Genomic DNA, 15,542 nt, shown 5'->3' on the forward strand with positions numbered 1-15,542 from the left:
CGGTTAGCGTGTCGTTCCGGCGACCTTCGGCAGGGCGCCGCCGGCCGCGGCATTGCGGTCCGGGCGGAAGTTGGAGAAGTCGACCCCGGGGATGTTCTTGACCAGGTCTATTTCGTCTTCGATCTGGGCGGCTTCCCACTCCTCCGGGCCGACGAGGGGCAGGCGCACGCGCGGGCTGTTGATTCGGCCGAGGCCGTGCAGGATGTACTTGACCGCGACCGTACCCGGAACGTGCGTCATGCAGGCCCGCACCAGCGGTTCGAGCTGCTGGTGCGCGGCGGTGGCCGCCTTCAGGTCTCCCGCATTCACGGCGTCGACCATCTGGCGATACGGGGTCGCGGCGATGTTCGCCGTGACCCCGATCAGGCCGGTCGCCCCGATCGACAGGTGCGGCAGAACGTTGGGGTCGTCGCCGGAGAAGTACATCAGGTCGGTCTGGTTGAGCACGCGGCTGACCTGGGCCAGGTCACCCTTGGCGTCTTTGACGGCGAGGATGTTCGGGTGCTTCGCGGCCCGCAGGATCGTCTTGTATTCGATCGGGATACCGGTGCGTCCGGGGATATCGTAGAGGATCACGGGCAGATCCGTGGCATCCGCGATCATGCGGAAGTGGGTGAGCACGCCGGCCTGGGTGGGCTTGTTGTAGTACGGGGTGACGATCATGTTGCCGTCGGCGCCCGCCTTCTCGCTCTGCTTGGCAAGCTGCATGGCGTGGGCGGTCTCGTTGGACCCGCCGCCGGTGATGATCTTCGCGCGTCCGCCGGAGATATCCCTGCCGACCTCGACCAGGCGGATCTTCTCCGCGTCGGTGAGGGTAGACGTCTCACCGGTGGTGCCGGTGACGACGATGCCGTCCGCTCCGGCGTTGATGACGTCGTCGATGTGCTGGGCCACGCCCGCCCAGTCGACTTCGCCGTCGGCGGTGAAGGGAGTCACCAGGGCAACGAGGACCTGGCCGAAGGGATTCTGAGACATAGACACGAGGGACAGGCTACCGGTCAGCGTGGGGCCCCGCACCGCCGCGGCGTCACGTTACGGGGCGACGCGACCGTTCTTGTTGAAAGCGGCGTAGGTAAGCGGCATCAAGGCCGCGAACTGGTCTTCCATCTTCTCGGCGCACATCTCGATCTCGCGCTGCGGGAACGACGGGAAGTGGGTTCCCTCGCGCTTGGTGCGCAGACTGAGAAAGTTCATCAGCGACCGGGCGTTCATGGTCACGTACATCGAGGAGAAGATGTTGAGCGGCAACACGATGCGGGCAACCTCGCGGGCCACGCCGGCTTCGAGCATCCGTTGATACGACGCGTAGGCGTGCGCGGAGGCCTCGCGGGTCAGCTGGTCGACCAGCGCGGCCTGCTCGGCCGTGCCGGGCAGGAAGTCGTAGGCGCCGGGCTTGCCGACCTGCACGAGGTTGCGGGTCGGGGCCGGAACGTAGAAGACCGGGTTCAGCTCTCGGTAGCGGCCCGATTCCTCGTTATAGGAGGCGATGCGGTGCCGCATGAACTCGCGGAACACGAAGATCGGCGCCTGCACGTAAAAGGTCATCGAGTTGTGCTCGAACGGCGAGCCGTGGCGGTCGCGCATGAGGTAGTTGATCAGCCCGGCGTCACCCGTGCTCGCGGCGTCGCCGTCCGATTCCTCGAGCAGGGCCTTAGTCAGGGTCTGCTCCCCCTGAGTCGACACCCGTGCGGCGAACAGCACATCGGAGTCGTGGGCGCTCGCGCGCACCAGTTCGACGGTTACATCGGAGCGGAACTCAATTTCAGACACGGCTAAACGATACCTGCTGCACGCGTAACCTGTCGTCACACGGACCCGACCGGTCCGAGATCCTTGTATCGTCGCAGCATGAGTCCGATCTCCGCCCTGATTCTCGTGCTGGTTCTCGTCTCGGGCGCCACCGTGCTGGGCCTCGTCTGGCGGTCCCGCCAGGGGCGCCCCATCGTGGTCGCCCCGGCGGCTCCGGAAGCGCTCGGTGTGCCGGACGCGCTCACGCCGGCGGATGTCAGCAGCCGGGTTCCGTTCGGGGCGAACGCCACGCTCGTGCAGTTCTCCACCAGTCACTGCACCCGCTGCCCCGGCACCCAGGTGCTCCTCGCCGGCCTGGCCCGGTCACGTCCCGGCGTCGCGCACCTGGACGTCGACCTGACCCACCGCCGCGACCTCGCGAACCGGTTCGGGATCCTGCAAACCCCGACCACACTCATCCTCGATGGAACCGGTCAGGTGCGCGCCCGGATCGGCGGCGTTCCGAACCGGGCCGGCGTCCTCCGGCAACTCGACGACCTCACCGGGAGCAGCCATGCCCAGCTCGCCCGCTGAACCCCGGCCGCAGCCCTCCGCGCGCCGGGTCCGCCTGGATCGCCCGGACCTCGACCCGCGCGGACCACGCTTCGGCGCCGCGATCACGGCCGTTCTGCTCCTGGTGGTGGTGTTCCTGTCGCTGACCGGGGCATCCGTCGCCGCCTTCGTCCTCCTCACGATTCTCGCGGCCCTCTTTGCCTGGGGTGCCTTCGCCGGCGCCGGGCGGCACCCGTACGGCGTGCTGTTCAAGACCGTCGTGCGGCCGCGGCTCGGCCCGCCCGTCGCACTGGAGAAATCGGCCGCGCCGACGTTTGCGCAGGGGGTAGGGCTGCTGGTCACCGTGACCGGCGTGCTGCTCGGTCTGGCCGGGCTGACGCCCGCTGTGGGCGTCGCTGCCGCCGTCGCATTCGTCGCGGCGTTCCTGAACGCCGTGTTCGATTACTGCCTCGGCTGCCAGCTGTACCTGCTCCTGGTGCGTGCCGGCATCCTCGGACGCGGGCCGACGGCCGTGGCCGGGAGCTGATGGCTGCCGCGGCTTCATCCCTGATCATTGGCTGAGAGTGAACCCCCTGTGGGCCGAGGCGACAGTTAGGCTGAAGCTCCACTTTCAGGAGGCAACACCATGGCACTCACCAGCGAAGCAACAACTGTCTGGACCGGCGATCTGAAGTCCGGCAGCGGTACCGTCACCCTCGACTCCTCCAAGACCGCCGAGTTCCCGGTCACCTGGCAGGCCCGGTCCGTCGGCACCCCGAACACCACCAACCCGGAAGAGCTTCTCGGAGCCGCCCACGCGGCCTGCTTCTCGATGGCCCTGGCCAACGGCCTCAGCGCCGGCGGACACACCCCCGACAGCATCCAGACCACCGCGGCCGTCACCTTCGAAGCCGGCGTCGGCGTGGTGGGCAGCCACCTCCTGGTCAGCGCCAAGATCCCCGGCCTGACCGAAGAGGAGTTCGCGGTCTACGCCGAGGACGCCAAGGCCAACTGCCCGATTTCGAAGGCGCTCGCGGGCATCCCGATCACCATCGAAGCCGAGCTGGCGTAGGCGCGGCCCGCACACAATGCGAGTTCTCGTCTCCGGCGCGTCCGGACTGATCGGCACCGAGCTGAGCGCACAGTTGCGCGCGGCCGGCCACACCGTGGCCCACCTGGTGCGCCGCGACCCGCGCGGGGCCGACGAATTCCGCTGGGACCCGGCCGCGCTGAGCCTGGACAAGGGCGCCCTCGACGGCGTCGACGCCGTGATCAACCTGTCGGGGGCTTCCATCGCCCGTTTGCCATGGACGAAGGCCTATCGCCGGGAGATCCGTGACTCGAGGGTGCAGGCCACACGCACGCTGACGGATGCCATGGGCCGGCAGGCGACACCGCCGGCCGTGCTGCTCAATGCGTCGGCGGTGGGCATCTACGGCGACCGTCCGAGTGAGGTACTCACCGAAAACTCCCCGGCCGGCAACGATTTTCTGGCGAAGGTCACCCGAGACTGGGAGGCCGAGGCCGAACGTGCGCCGGAGTTGACCCGTGTCGTCACCCTCCGCACCGGGCTGGTCATCGCCCGCGGCGGCGCCCTGAAGCCGCTTCTGCCGATCGTCAAGCTCGGCCTGGGCGGCCCGCTCGGCCGTGGCACCCAGCACTGGCCGTGGATCAGCCTGCACGATGAGGCCGCGGCCGTCGTGCACCTGCTCACCTCGACGCTGTCGGGTCCGGTCAACCTGGTCGGCCCGACACCGGCCACCGCGAACGACGTCATCCGGGCCGTCTCGGCCGGGCTGCACCGCCCGTTCCTGGTGCCGGTGCCGGAATTCGTGCTGACGCTCGCACTGCAGGATGCCGCTCGCGCACTGCTGCTCGCCGACCAGCAGATCGTGCCGGAGAAGCTGCACACAGACGGTTTCGTCTTCACCCACACGACCGCGGCCGAGGCCGTGGCCTGGATGCTCAGCCGCCCGTAGTTCTGACCGTTCGCGGCCGTGGACGGCCGAGGCGCCACCCCTTTAGCGCGCGGTGATGGATGCGGGTGAGCTGGTTCGAGGGCCGGGTCACCGGGTTTCGGCGGGCTCACGCACCGGCGGAGGCTAGGAGCGCTCGAGGGCGATCGCGGTACGGATGGCGCCGCGGGCGCGGCGGCGGTCCCCCGAGGAGTTGTAGGCCAGGCCGAGCCTGAACCAGGCGCGCCAGTCGTCGGGGGCGGCATCGACGGCCGCCTTGTAGATCGGGAATTCGGCGTCGGCCTCGTCCCGCATGGGGCGTCCGCTCGGCCGGATCGGCAGTTCTTCGACGGGGAGTCCGCCCTCGGCCTCCAGTCGGCGCACGAGCCGCTCGGAGTTGCGCCCGAACTGGAGTTCGGCGACCAGCGCCCAGACTCCGACCAACGGGAGTACGAGAAGCGCCACCCCGATCACGATGCCGATGATTTCGCCGCTCTGCAGGAACAACACCGCTCGCCAGCCGACGAGGACCAGGTAGAACACCAGCAGCAGGGCCATCAGGCCGGCGGCAAGCCGGCCCTTCATTCGGCGGCCTCACCCGGGTGGGCAGTCGTGACCGTCGTGGGCGCACCCAGTCCGAGATCGATGATCTGGTCGAGCCCGACTGTGACGCCGACGGCCGTGCGCGTGGCCGCCAGGGCCAGCAGGATGCCACGTTCGTAGGATGCGGCCGACAGGGTGTTGTGGCTGATCGTGAGGGTCTCCCCCGCACCGCCGAAGAACACGTCCTGGCGGGCGAGCATGCCGTCGAGGCGCAGGCTGTGCACGGGGATGCTCGAGACCTGCTGGCCACGGGCGCGCTGGTCGGTGTGCGGCGCCGACACCGGCCCGATTTCGGCCCTGGCCCGCCCGATCAGTTCGGCTGTGCGCACGGCCGTGCCCGACGGAGAGTCCACCTTGCCGGCCCGGTGGGCCTCGACGATCTCGATCGAGTCGAAGAAGCGGGCGACGAGCACCGACAGGCCTGTCGCGATGACCGACCCCATCGAGAAGTTGGGGATGATGACGACGCCGATCTCATTCTGCCCGGCGAGGCGGGCGGAGAGGGCGTCGATGCGGTACTGCGACCAGCCGGAGGTGCCCACGAGCACGCGCAGGCCGTGGTCCACCGCGAACTCGACCACGCTTTGACTGACCCCGGGCAGGGTCAGATCGATCACGATCTCCGCGCCGATCATCTCGGACAGGTCGCTCTTCGAGTTCAGGCCGGCGACGAGATCGTACTCCTCGGACTGCTCGACGAGACCCGAGACCAGGCGGCCCATCGTTCCCGATACGCCGACGATGGCCACCCGTGTTTTCATGGGTCCAATCTATCAATCGCGGGGCATCGAGTTAGCCTTGGGCCATGCCTGACACTCCCGCCCTTGCCTTCACCGCCGTGTCGGTGACGGATTCCGGCTCCATCGTGCTGCTCACCCAGTACTTCAGCGATCGGGAGTCGGGCTTCCCGGCCGCGCAGGGCCGGTACCGCACCACGTTCCCCGATCCGGTCCAGTTCCTGCCGCCGTCCGGGGTGTTCCTGTTGGTCAGCGAGGAAATGGGACCGGCCGAACGTGCGTTTGTGGGGTGTGGCGGCATCCGTCGTCTCGAGGATTCCCCGGCCGGAACTGTGCGGTTCGAGATCAAACATCTCTGGCTACAGCCGCAGGTGCGGGGGCGCGGCTGGGGGCAGTCGCTGCTGACCGAGCTCGAACGACGCGCCCGGGGGTTCGGCGCCGACGACGTCGTGCTCGACACCAACGCGAGCCTGACCGCGGCCGGAGCGCTCTACGCGCGGTCGGGCTACGAGTCCGTCGCGCCGTATAACGACAACCCGAATGCCACGACCTGGTATCACAAGAGCCTCACCCGGAAGACGGACAAAGCCGGGCCAGCCGAGAATCGGCCGCCCGGAACCCGCCTATCCACCTAGAACAGGAGCGGGTCCGGCAGACCGGTGCGCAGCTCCACGGGGAGGTGCCCGGTGTCGTTGTGGGTCAGTAACGTCCAGGGGCGGCCCGGTTTTTGGTGCAGCACGGTGAGGCCGCAGTTCGCCTGGTTGATGCTGATCCACCGCCAGTCCGGGGCGCCGAGCACCTCCCGAACGAACCAGGCGATGACGAAGTTGTGGGTGATCAGCAGGTCGTGGCGTTCGCCGCGGCGTGGCTGGAGGAACTCGGCCACGGCGTCGCCCATCTGCGCGCTGCCGGCCTCGATGTCGGCCTCGGTGACCCCACCGAAGAACGGCGCATAGGCCGACGGCGTCTCCGGCGCCCTGCCGGAGGGGATGCAGTCGAAGAGCAGCGGGCTGGGCACCGAGGTCAGGGCCGGCAGTCGCTGCGCGATGATTTTCGCCGTGTCGGCAGCGCGCTGCAGCGGGGAATGCCAAGCGTCCGTGAACGGCACGCCGCCGAGACGCTCGGCGATCAGCTGAGCCTGCCGGGTGCCGCGCGCGGACAGAGGCCCGTCGGGCATGCCGTGCTCGGCATCCTGCTGTTCACCGTGACGAACGAGGTAAATGTAATGGTGCAAGGGGATCTCTCTCAGTCAGGAGCGCACATCAGCGTGTGGCCCCGGCTTTGGGTCTCGGTGGTTCTGGGCATTCAGCATCCGGGCACTGAGTTTTTGGACTCCGAGTTTTCTGGGCTCCGAGTTTCTGGGCCCGACAGTTTTGCTCAGGAGGGCACTGCGGTCGGCAGGATCCCGGCGAAGACGTCGTCGTCGAGCGCGCCGACCGCGGAGATGGAGAGCGAGCCGGCGGCCAGCTCGGCGGCGAGGTTCTGGACGTCGTCGGCCGTGACGCGCGCGAGCCGGCGGAGGGCCTCGTCGAGGTCGATGAACTCGCCGAGGGTGATCTCGGCGCGGCCCAACCGGGACATCCGGGTATCGGAGTCTTCCAGGGCGAGAGCGGATGCGCCGGACAACTGCCCCGCGGCCCGCGTCATCTCGTCGGCCGTGACGCCGTGGTCGGCGAGTCGGTGCAGCTCGCCCAGCATCAGCTCGGCCACCTGGCCGGACTTCGCCGGGGTGCAGCCCGCGTACATGCCGAACAGTCCCGCATCCGAGTAGCCGGGCGCGAAGGAGTAGACCGAATAGGCCAGACCGCGCTTCTCGCGGATCTCCTGGAACAGGCGCGAGGACATGCCCCCGCCGAAGATCGAGGTGAGCACGCTCATGGTGACGCGCCGATCGTCGGTGGCCAGGAGGCCGGGGAAGCCCATCAGGATGTTCGCCTGTTCGAGCGGGCGGCGCACGATGGTGACCGCATCACCCTGGCTGAGCGCGGCAGGGGCACCGGCCCGGCGGCCGACCGGGGGCGCGACAACGCTGAGGTCCCAGCCGGCGAGGGCGAGGGACCTGGTGACTGCGGCGACCAGCACGTCGTGGTCGACCGCGCCGGCCACGGTGACGACCAGGTCCTGCGGGCGGTAGTTCGCCCGGTAGTGTTCCAGAACGGCGGCGTGCGTGGCCGCACGGATCGTGTCGGGACTACCGCCGATCGGGCGCCCGAGCGCGTGATCGCCCATGACCGCCTCGAAGAAGCGCTCGTTGGCGACGTCGGCCGGGTCGTCGTCGGCCATGGCCAGCTCTTCGAGGATGACGCCCCGCTCGTTCTCGAACTCAACCGGGTCGAGCAGTGACGACGTGAGCATGTCGGTGAGCACCTCGACCGCCATCGGCAGGTCTCGGTCTTGCACCTTGGCGTAGTAGCAGGTGTATTCCTTGGCCGTCATCGCGTTGTGCTCACCGCCGACCGAGTCGAAGGCGATCGCGATGTCGAGGGCGGTGCGCTTGGCGGTGCCCTTGAACAGGAGGTGTTCCAGAAAGTGGGTGGACCCGAAGTGGCCGGGCTCCTCGTCGCGGGAGCCGACCGCGACCCAGTAGCCGATGGTCAGGCTGCGGCTGCCGGGAACGTGTTCCGACACGATGCGCACACCGCTCGGCAACACGCTGCGGCGCACCAGGGAATCACCTGCCGCGCGAAACGAGAGTTCGGGCAGATCCAGAGAGAATTCGACGGCACCGTTCATGACTAGACCACCTTACGTCACGGCGCCGGCACGGCCCGGGTGCCGGCACCGGTGCGTTAGGCCGAGATCCGGTCGAGGTCTACCATGTCGCTGCGGGTCAGACGGATGCCGGCCGCCGTCACGAGGGCGTCGACCTGTTCGGGCTGGCTGGCACTGGCCACCGGCGCCACGACCGGCCCCCGTGCGAGCAGCCACGCGATCGCGATCGCCGCCGGCGGCGCCTCGTGCTCCTCGGCGATGCGGTCCAGCACCGCAAGCACGCGGAATCCGCTGCGGTTGCGGTATTGGGCGCCGCGGGAGCTGCGAGTGGTCTTCTCCAAATCGGCCTTCGACCGGTACCGGCCGGCCAGAAATCCGTGGGCGAGCGCGAAATAGGGGAGCACCGCCATTCCCTGGGCGCGGGTGACGAGGGCGAGGGAGGATTCGAATGCGGTGCGGTGCAGGAGGTTGTACTGCGTTTGCAGGGCGACAAAGCGGGGCAGGCCGTTCGCCGCGAGAACGCGGGCCTCCATCAGACGTTCGGCGGAGAAGTTGGAGGCGGCGAGGTAGCGCACCTGGCCGCGGCGCATGAGCACATCGACGGCGCCGAGGCTCTCTTCCAGCGGCACGGTCGGGTCGTCGAAGTGGAAGTGCAGCAGGTCGATGTAGTCCGTCCCCAGTCGGTCGAGGGAGGCGTGCACTGCGCCGATGATGCTGCGGGAGGAGAGCCCGGGGTTGTCGAGGTTCTTGCCGATCTTGGTGGCGATGACGGTGCTGTCGCGCGTTCGGCGCGAGCGCAGCCACGACCCGATGATCACCTCGCTGCGGCCGGAGGTGTAGCTGTCGGCCGTGTCGAGGAAGTTGCCGGCCAGGTCGCGGTGACGGTCGAGGATGCGGTGGCTCGTGGCGCCGTCTGCCGTCCACCCGAACACGCTCGTGCCGAGTGCCAGCGGGTGCACGGTGAGGTCGGTGTCGGCAATCGTGCGGCGGAGCGCCAGGGGGGACGCCCCGGTCGCGGGGGCGGCCCGCGGGACGTACGGATCCGGGATCGCGAGCGGGGGCGGCAAAGCCGCCTTCGGGGCGGTCGGGATGGACGTCGAGATCGGAGCCGGGCCCTGTCCGGTCGGATGAGCGGGCATGCTGGTGGTCGTATGGCGGGAACCGTGCATGCTCGGACGCGGCATCCGTCGTCTCCCTTCGGTTGAGCCGAGGTTATCCCCGAGGCCGAACGTTGCACAGGACACGCCTGGACCGTTACCAAACCGTGCGCGCATCGGGCCTGAACCCCGCCACCGGAAGCGGAGAACCAGTTCCCAGAGTGTGAAGTTAGAATTGGGGAGAACCGATTCCTGAGTAGCGGCCGCCCAGGCAACGCCCCCCGCCTGCCCGAATCATCCGCGAAAGAAGGATCCATGACGCAGCTCGCCGGCGTGTCCACGCCCGAGGTATTGAAAGAAGCGCGCAGGCGACGCACGTTCGCCGTGATTTCGCACCCCGACGCGGGGAAGTCGACGCTCACCGAGGCCCTGCTGCTGCACGCGCGGGCCATCACCACGGCCGGCGCCACGCACGGCAAGGCCGGCCGGCGCGGCACCGTCTCCGACTGGATGGCGATGGAGCAGGCCCGCGGCATCTCCGTGACCAGCGCGGCGATCCAGTTCGAGTACCGCGACGCCGTGATCAATCTGGTGGACACCCCCGGGCACGCCGACTTCTCCGAGGACACCTTCCGCGTGCTCTCCGCCGTCGACGCCGCAGTCATGCTCGTCGACGCCAGCAAGGGTCTCGAGGTGCAGACCATGAAGCTCTTCGAGGTGTGCAAGCAGCGCGGCCTACCGGTGATCACGGTCATCAACAAGTGGGACCGTCCCGGTGCCGAGGCGCTGGACCTGATGGACGAGATCCGGGAGCGCACGGGACTCCTGCCCACTCCCCTGACCTGGCCCGTCGGGATCGCCGGTGACTTCCGCGGCGTGATCGACCGGTCCTCACACGAATTCATCCGCTTTCACCGCACCGCCGGCGGAACGAAAGCCGCCGAACCCGAACGCTTGAGTGTGGCCGTCGCGGCCGCTGAGGAGGGCGCAGCCTGGGTCACCGCGGCCGAGGAGTCCGAGCTGCTCGCCGAGGAGAGCCAGGACCACGATGAGGCCCGCTTCCTCGCGAACGAGACCACCCCGGTGCTGTTCGCCGCGGCCGTGCTCAATTTCGGCGTGCAGCACATTCTGGACACCCTCGTGGACTTCGCGCCGGCCGCGGAAGCCCGGGAGAACGCATCCGGTGGCCACCGCCCCGTGGACAGCGCCTTCTCCGGTTTCGTGTTCAAGGTGCAGTCCGGTATGAACGCCTCACACCGCGACCACGTCGCGTTCGTGCGGGTCTGTTCGGGTCAGTTCCGGCGCGGGATGATCGTGACCCACGCGGCCAGCGGGCGGCCGTTCGCCACCAAGTACGCCCAGCACCTGTTCGGGCGCGAGCGAGAGGTGGCCGACGAGGCCTGGCCCGGCGACATCGTCGGCCTGGTCAATGCCTCCGCCCTGCGGGTGGGCGACTCGATCTTCGAGATCGAACCGGTGGAATACCCGCCGCTGCCGATGTTCGCGCCCGAGCACTTCCGGGTGGTGCGGTCCGCGGACTCCAGCAAGCACAAGCAGTTCCGTCGCGGCATAGACCAGCTTGACCACGAGGGTGTCATTCAGGTGCTGCGGTCGGAGCTGCGCGGCGACCAGGCGCCGGTGCTCGGCGCGGTCGGGCCGATGCAGTTCGAGGTTGTCGAGGAACGGATGACGCACGACTTCGGCGCCGCCATTCGCACCGAGGCTCTGCCGTACCAGCTGGCCCGGCGCACCGACCGCGCGAGCGCCGAGATCCTCGGCCACGACCGCCAGGTCGAGGTGCTGATGCGCTCCGACGGCACGCTGCTCGCCCTGTTCAGCACTCCGTGGCGGCTGCGAAACACCGTGCGCGACCACCCCGAGCTGATGCTGGAAGACCTCGCCACGGGCAGCAACGAGGTTCCCGCCGCGTATTAGGCGCGTCGGTCCTGATTCGCAGGCAAGCAGCCCGAACCGCGAGGGCAGCGGCCAGCACGAGGGCCGCGGCCAGGCGGATGCCGTCGGACGGGGTCAGCGGGTCAGATCGCGCGGCGGCTCCGTGAACTCGTCTCCGCCGTACTTTTCGTTGGCGACGCCCATCATCTCGGGCCACATCCGGTGCCGGGCCGTGGCCGCCTGCCCGCTCTCGAAATATGTCTCCCGCTGGTCCTCGCCGACCCCGGACACGTTCATGACGCCCACGATGGTGGCGACCTTCGTGCTCGCCCCAGCCATCCAGGTGTCCCTGTTCTCATCGGTGGTGCCGGTCTTGCCGATCATCGGCACCTGCGGGTCGGTGTCGTAGTACGACGGGCTACCCGAGCCTCTGGTCATCACGCGCTCCATCGCGTAGCTCATGGCCGCGGCCACCTCGGGGGTGACGGACTGCGTGCAATTCGACTGCGGGGCGGGAAGTTCGGCTCCGTCGGGGCCGGTGATCCGGTCGATCACGATCGGGGTGCAGGTGACGCCGTTGTTGGCGATCCCCGCGTAGGCGGCGGCCATCGTCAGCGGCGCGATCTCATTGGTGCCCAGCACCGCGGACGCGCCCTGTTCCAGAGCGCCACCATCGGCGCGGTGCACGCCGAAGGCTTCGGCCGTCTTGCGGATGCCGCAAAGGTCGAGTTCCTTGGCCATTCCGATGAAGCCGGTATTGATCGAGTCGATGGTCGATTCCAGGGCGGAATAGGAAGAATCGTCATCCGAGGAGGAGTCGTTGCCGGGCGCGAAGCTCTCGCCGTAGTCCTGGGGACCGTTGCAACTGTCCTCGAAGGTTCCCCACTCGTCGCGTTCCCAGGCGCTGACCGAGTCGGCGAGCGAATTACCCTGAGTGAGCCATTCGGCGAGGGTGAAGACCTTGTAGGTCGACCCGGTCTGGAATCCGTTGGAGCCGCCCTGGTCGAGATCGGTGTTGTAGTTGATGCCGGTGAAGTTCGCTCCGGTGTCGGCCGGGTCCTGGCTATAGTCCTTGTTCTGGGTCATGGCCAGAACACGCCCTGTACCGACGCCCACGCTCGTGATCACGCCGCCGAGATCCCAGTCCTCGAAGGTCTTGGGCACGTTCTCGGCCATGGTGCTCTCTGCCGCGCTCTGCAGTTCCGGGTCGAGGGTCGTGTACACGTTGTAGCCGCCGAGCCGGAAGTTGGCCAGGCGGGCATCGGCATCCGCCCCGAAGGCCGGATCGTTCCGGAGGGTCTGGAGTACCAGGTCGCAGAAGTAGGCGCTTCCGCCCGCGGTGCGGCACCCCGTGCTCGGTTCGGTGATGGTCGGTTCGATCGGAGCGCTGATCGCGGCGTCGTGGTCGGCCGTGCTGATCTTCTGGTTCTCCTGCATCTCGTCGAGGATGTAATCACGGCGTTCCTTGTTGGCCGCGTACCCGTTGGCGGCGCCGTTGGTCGGGCTGTCGGGTTCGTCGAGCTGGAACTTGACCGGGTTGTTCACGATCGCGACGAGGCTCGCGGCCTGCGGCAGCGTCAGCGCGGCCGCAGTCGTGTTGAAGTAGTAGTTGGCGGCCGCCTCGATGCCGTAGACGGATCCACCGAAGCCGGTGATGTTCAGGTACTGCCGCAGGATGTCGTCCTTGGAGGACTTCTTCTCCAGACCGACGGCGAGGCTCATCTCCTTGAGTTTGCGCCACGGGCTGGTCTCCGTGGCCGCGTCGTAGCAGGTCATGCGCTCGGCGTCGTCGGAAAGGGCCTCGCACTGCTGCACGAGCACATTTTTCACGTACTGCTGGGTGATCGAGGATCCGCCGCGGACGTCGCCGGTGAACAGCGTGGTGACGGCGCCGGTGAGGCTGCCCCAGATGTTCACGCCGCCGTGCTCGTAGAATCCGGGATCCTCGCCGGAGGTCGCCGCATCCTTCACGTACCGGCTGATCGCATCCGAACTCACTTCGACCCGGTTCTGGTCATAGAAGGAGGCGAGCAGATAGGGCGAACCGTCACTCGCTGTGGCGTAGATGTTGCTCTTCTGCGACAACCGGCCGATCGACAGGTCGTCGGGCAGATTGACCACGACCGCGATCGCCGTCGTCGCCAGCAGGGCCACGACGACACCGAGCGCGATCAGCACACGCGAACGCCGCCGGGACCGACGGGCGTTTCTTCTACCGGACAATTCAGAGGGCATGGGCGCCGAGTCGTTTCTGGTCGCGAAGGAAGCGGGAGGGCCGCCGGGCCGAACGGCCCGGCGGCCCGGCGACTACAATCAGGCGTCGACGACGACCGAGGTGATGACCGGGATGCGGCGGTACTTGCGCTGCATCCAGCGCGTCAGACTCTGCGTGAAGATGTCTTCGAGCTCTGCGCCGTTGACGATCTTGACCTTGTTCGCGGCGCGCAGGGCGTCATCGATGGACTTGGTCGCGCCCTGGATCCACTCGTTGTCCTGCACGAAGCCACGGGCGATGAACTCGACCGGCTCGGTGAGAAGCCCGGTGCGGGTGTCGAGGATGCCGAGGATCGTGACGGCGCCGTCGTTGGAGAGCTGCACGCGGTCGGCGAGAGCCTCCTCGGAGCCGCCGCCGCCGACCGTCATACCGTGCACGAAGACGAGCTCGGCAGCCACGCGGCCGGTGACCTTCGCGACACCGTCGACGAGGTCGACAACCACGCCGTCTTCGACGACGAGGACCTGGTCCTCGGGGACGCCCGTGCGGATAGCGAGATCGGCATTGGACTTGAGGTGGCGCCATTCGCCGTGGTACGGGATGACGTTCTTGGGTTTGACGATGTTGTAGACGTAGACAAGTTCGCCGGCCGACGCATGGCCGGAGACGTGCACCTTGGCATTGCCCTTGTGCACGACGTTGGCACCCCAGCGGGTGAGGCCGTTGATGACCCGGTAGATCGAGTTCTCGTTGCCGGGGATCAGCGAACTGGCCAGCAGAACGGTGTCGCCCTCGCCGATCTTGATGGTGTGCTCGCGGTTGGCCATGCGGGCCAGCGCGGCCATGGGCTCACCCTGCGAACCGGTGCAGATGAGGACGACCTTGTCGTCCTTCATCCGGTCGAAGGCCTTGACGTCAACCAGGAGGCCCTTGGGCACCTGAAGGAAGCCCAGTTTCTCGGCGATGCCCATGTTGCGCACCATCGAGCGTCCGACGAAGGCCACCTTGCGGTTGTGGCGGGCGGCGGCGTCGATGACCTGCTGGATACGGTGCACGTGGCTGGCGAAGCTGGAAACGATGATCCGGCGCGGAGCGGTGCGGAAGACGGCGTCGATGGCCGGGCGGATGTCTTCCTCGGTCACCGTGAACCCGGGAACCTCGGCGTTGGTCGAGTCGGTCAGGAACAGGTCGACGCCCTCCTCTCCGAGCCGGGCGAAGCCGGGGAGGTCGGTGAGGCGGTTGTCGAGGGGGAACTGGTCCATCTTGAAGTCACCGGTGACGAGCACGAGGCCGGCCTCGGTGCGGATCGCGACGGCGAGTCCGTCGGGGATCGAGTGGTTCACGGCGAGGAACTCGAGATCGAACGGGCCGGCCTTGCGGCGCTGACCCTCCTTGACCTCGATCAGGCGCGGCGTGATGCGGTGCTCTTCGAGCTTCGCTGTGACGAAGGCCAGGGTCAGCTGCGATCCGATGACGGGGATGTCCTTGCGCTCGCGCAGCAGGTACGGCACGCCGCCGATGTGGTCTTCGTGGCCGTGGGTGAGCACGATGGCCTCGATGTCCTGGAGGCGGTCGCGCAGCGACGAAAAATCGGGCAGGATCACGTTGATGCCGGGTTGGGTCTCTTCGGGGAAGAGAACGCCGCAGTCCACGATCAGGAGCTTGCCCTTGTGTTCGAAGACCGTCATGTTGCGGCCGATCTCGCCGAGACCGCCGAGCGGGGTGACGCGGAGGCCGCGCCTGGGCAGCTGCGGCGGCGTGGACAGGTCGAGCGGGTGCTTGGTCAAAAAAACTCATTTCTCAGTGTGAAAACGCGCGCGTCGCGGGCGTGTCTCGCGTAGTGGACCGTTGTCGGGTCCTGGTGAACGGATGTTCTGGTGCACAGATCGTGCAAAGTCTGGATTCGGGCGGCCGCGCCCGGGGCGGACGCTGGTGTCCGATCGGGTCGGAGTCGAGGCTGAGTCCGAAGGCGGTGGCGTCAGGTCCGTGAAGTCATCGACACGGCAGTCGAGAGGGCACGGATGATGCTCATGACGCCCCATTCTACCGC

The 15,542-nt window shown here is 68.0% G+C and carries 15 protein-coding genes; 6 read left to right on the forward strand and 9 right to left on the reverse strand.

The features are described 5' to 3' along the window. Positions 1-3 precede the first annotated feature (3 nt). A complete protein-coding gene (gene dapA / locus E3O18_RS15400; RefSeq protein ID WP_134394641.1) occupies positions 4-981 on the reverse strand; it encodes a 4-hydroxy-tetrahydrodipicolinate synthase in 978 nt (325 codons plus the stop codon). Between the two features lie 51 nt (positions 982-1,032). Beyond that, the gene (thyX, locus tag E3O18_RS15405) at positions 1,033-1,770 is read right to left on the reverse strand and encodes an FAD-dependent thymidylate synthase (protein ID WP_134394643.1); all 738 of its coding nucleotides are present in this window, start codon (positions 1,768-1,770) and stop codon (positions 1,033-1,035) included. Positions 1,771-1,848: 78 nt separating this feature from the next. Between thyX and E3O18_RS15410 the strand changes: the two genes are divergently transcribed. From E3O18_RS15410 to E3O18_RS15425, 4 genes are all read left to right on the forward strand, one after another. Then, complete coding sequence (locus tag E3O18_RS15410) at positions 1,849-2,322, forward strand: thioredoxin family protein (protein ID WP_134394644.1); 474 nt, start codon at positions 1,849-1,851, stop codon at positions 2,320-2,322. Beyond that, the gene (locus E3O18_RS15415; protein ID WP_134394646.1) at positions 2,303-2,827 is read left to right on the forward strand and encodes a DUF4395 domain-containing protein; all 525 of its coding nucleotides are present in this window, start codon (positions 2,303-2,305) and stop codon (positions 2,825-2,827) included. The genes E3O18_RS15410 and E3O18_RS15415 overlap by 20 nt, the downstream gene beginning before the upstream one ends. Positions 2,828-2,926: 99 nt before the next feature. After that, complete coding sequence (locus E3O18_RS15420; RefSeq protein ID WP_134375124.1) at positions 2,927-3,352, forward strand: OsmC family peroxiredoxin; 426 nt, start codon at positions 2,927-2,929, stop codon at positions 3,350-3,352. 16 nt (positions 3,353-3,368) lie between these two features. Continuing rightward, on the forward strand, positions 3,369-4,259 hold the full coding sequence (locus E3O18_RS15425; RefSeq protein WP_134394647.1) for a TIGR01777 family oxidoreductase: 891 nt from the start codon (positions 3,369-3,371) through the stop codon (positions 4,257-4,259). Positions 4,260-4,382: 123 nt separating this feature from the next. Here the strand turns inward: E3O18_RS15425 and E3O18_RS15430 are convergent, their stop codons facing one another. Then, positions 4,383-4,820, reverse strand: coding sequence for a tetratricopeptide repeat protein (locus E3O18_RS15430; protein WP_134394649.1), 438 nt, complete (start codon positions 4,818-4,820; stop codon positions 4,383-4,385). Beyond that, positions 4,817-5,599, reverse strand: a complete 783-nt coding sequence (gene dapB, locus E3O18_RS15435) for a 4-hydroxy-tetrahydrodipicolinate reductase (protein WP_134394651.1) — start codon at positions 5,597-5,599, stop codon at positions 4,817-4,819. Before dapB ends, E3O18_RS15430 begins: the two co-directional genes overlap by 4 nt. A gap of 44 nt (positions 5,600-5,643) precedes the next feature. Here dapB and E3O18_RS15440 point away from each other — a divergent pair, with 44 nt between their 5' ends. Further along, complete coding sequence (locus E3O18_RS15440; RefSeq protein WP_134394653.1) at positions 5,644-6,210, forward strand: GNAT family N-acetyltransferase; 567 nt, start codon at positions 5,644-5,646, stop codon at positions 6,208-6,210. On the opposite strand, the gene E3O18_RS15445 is transcribed toward E3O18_RS15440, so the two are convergent. The 3 genes from E3O18_RS15445 to E3O18_RS15455 form a co-directional block, all read right to left on the reverse strand. Continuing rightward, complete coding sequence (locus E3O18_RS15445) at positions 6,207-6,809, reverse strand: histidine phosphatase family protein (RefSeq protein ID WP_134394655.1); 603 nt, start codon at positions 6,807-6,809, stop codon at positions 6,207-6,209. The two genes, E3O18_RS15440 and E3O18_RS15445, sit on opposite strands and share 4 nt — an antisense overlap. Before the next feature lie 143 nt (positions 6,810-6,952). Next, positions 6,953-8,308, reverse strand: a complete 1,356-nt coding sequence (locus tag E3O18_RS15450; RefSeq protein WP_134394657.1) for a pitrilysin family protein — start codon at positions 8,306-8,308, stop codon at positions 6,953-6,955. Between the two features lie 56 nt (positions 8,309-8,364). Then, complete coding sequence (locus tag E3O18_RS15455) at positions 8,365-9,426, reverse strand: aldo/keto reductase (protein ID WP_134418485.1); 1,062 nt, start codon at positions 9,424-9,426, stop codon at positions 8,365-8,367. A 273-nt stretch (positions 9,427-9,699) separates the two neighbouring features. Here E3O18_RS15455 and E3O18_RS15460 point away from each other — a divergent pair, with 273 nt between their 5' ends. After that, positions 9,700-11,319, forward strand: coding sequence for a peptide chain release factor 3 (locus tag E3O18_RS15460; RefSeq protein ID WP_134394660.1), 1,620 nt, complete (start codon positions 9,700-9,702; stop codon positions 11,317-11,319). Between the two features lie 93 nt (positions 11,320-11,412). Here the strand turns inward: E3O18_RS15460 and E3O18_RS15465 are convergent, their stop codons facing one another. Together E3O18_RS15465 and E3O18_RS15470 are read right to left on the reverse strand one after the other, a co-directional pair. Beyond that, positions 11,413-13,455, reverse strand: coding sequence for a transglycosylase domain-containing protein (locus E3O18_RS15465; protein WP_166784653.1), 2,043 nt, complete (start codon positions 13,453-13,455; stop codon positions 11,413-11,415). Positions 13,456-13,590: 135 nt separating this feature from the next. Beyond that, positions 13,591-15,279 carry a ribonuclease J gene (locus E3O18_RS15470; protein ID WP_233191417.1) on the reverse strand — a complete coding sequence of 563 codons (1,689 nt, stop codon included), beginning with the start codon at positions 15,277-15,279 and terminating at the stop codon, positions 13,591-13,593. Positions 15,280-15,542 lie beyond the last annotated feature (263 nt).

The sequence above is a fragment of the Cryobacterium sp. TMT2-42-4 genome, assembly GCF_004402645.1.
Taxonomy (GTDB): domain Bacteria; phylum Actinomycetota; class Actinomycetes; order Actinomycetales; family Microbacteriaceae; genus Cryobacterium; species Cryobacterium sandaracinum.

Bases quoted from the DNA above. Each gene is read 5' to 3' on its own strand.
- E3O18_RS15410 (WP_134394644.1), top strand. From the start codon at position 1,849: ATGAGTCCGATCTCCGCCCTGATTCTCGTGCTGGTTCTCGTCTCGGGC.
- E3O18_RS15415 (WP_134394646.1), top strand. From the start codon at position 2,303: ATGCCCAGCTCGCCCGCTGAACCCCGGCCGCAGCCCTCCGCGCGCCGG.
- E3O18_RS15420 (WP_134375124.1), top strand. From the start codon at position 2,927: ATGGCACTCACCAGCGAAGCAACAACTGTCTGGACCGGCGATCTGAAG.
- E3O18_RS15425 (WP_134394647.1), top strand. From the start codon at position 3,369: ATGCGAGTTCTCGTCTCCGGCGCGTCCGGACTGATCGGCACCGAGCTG.
- E3O18_RS15430 (WP_134394649.1), bottom strand. From the start codon at position 4,820: ATGAAGGGCCGGCTTGCCGCCGGCCTGATGGCCCTGCTGCTGGTGTTC.
- dapB (WP_134394651.1), bottom strand. From the start codon at position 5,599: ATGAAAACACGGGTGGCCATCGTCGGCGTATCGGGAACGATGGGCCGC.
- E3O18_RS15440 (WP_134394653.1), top strand. From the start codon at position 5,644: ATGCCTGACACTCCCGCCCTTGCCTTCACCGCCGTGTCGGTGACGGAT.
- E3O18_RS15450 (WP_134394657.1), bottom strand. From the start codon at position 8,308: ATGAACGGTGCCGTCGAATTCTCTCTGGATCTGCCCGAACTCTCGTTT.
- E3O18_RS15455 (WP_134418485.1), bottom strand. From the start codon at position 9,426: ATGCCCGCTCATCCGACCGGACAGGGCCCGGCTCCGATCTCGACGTCC.
- E3O18_RS15460 (WP_134394660.1), top strand. From the start codon at position 9,700: ATGACGCAGCTCGCCGGCGTGTCCACGCCCGAGGTATTGAAAGAAGCG.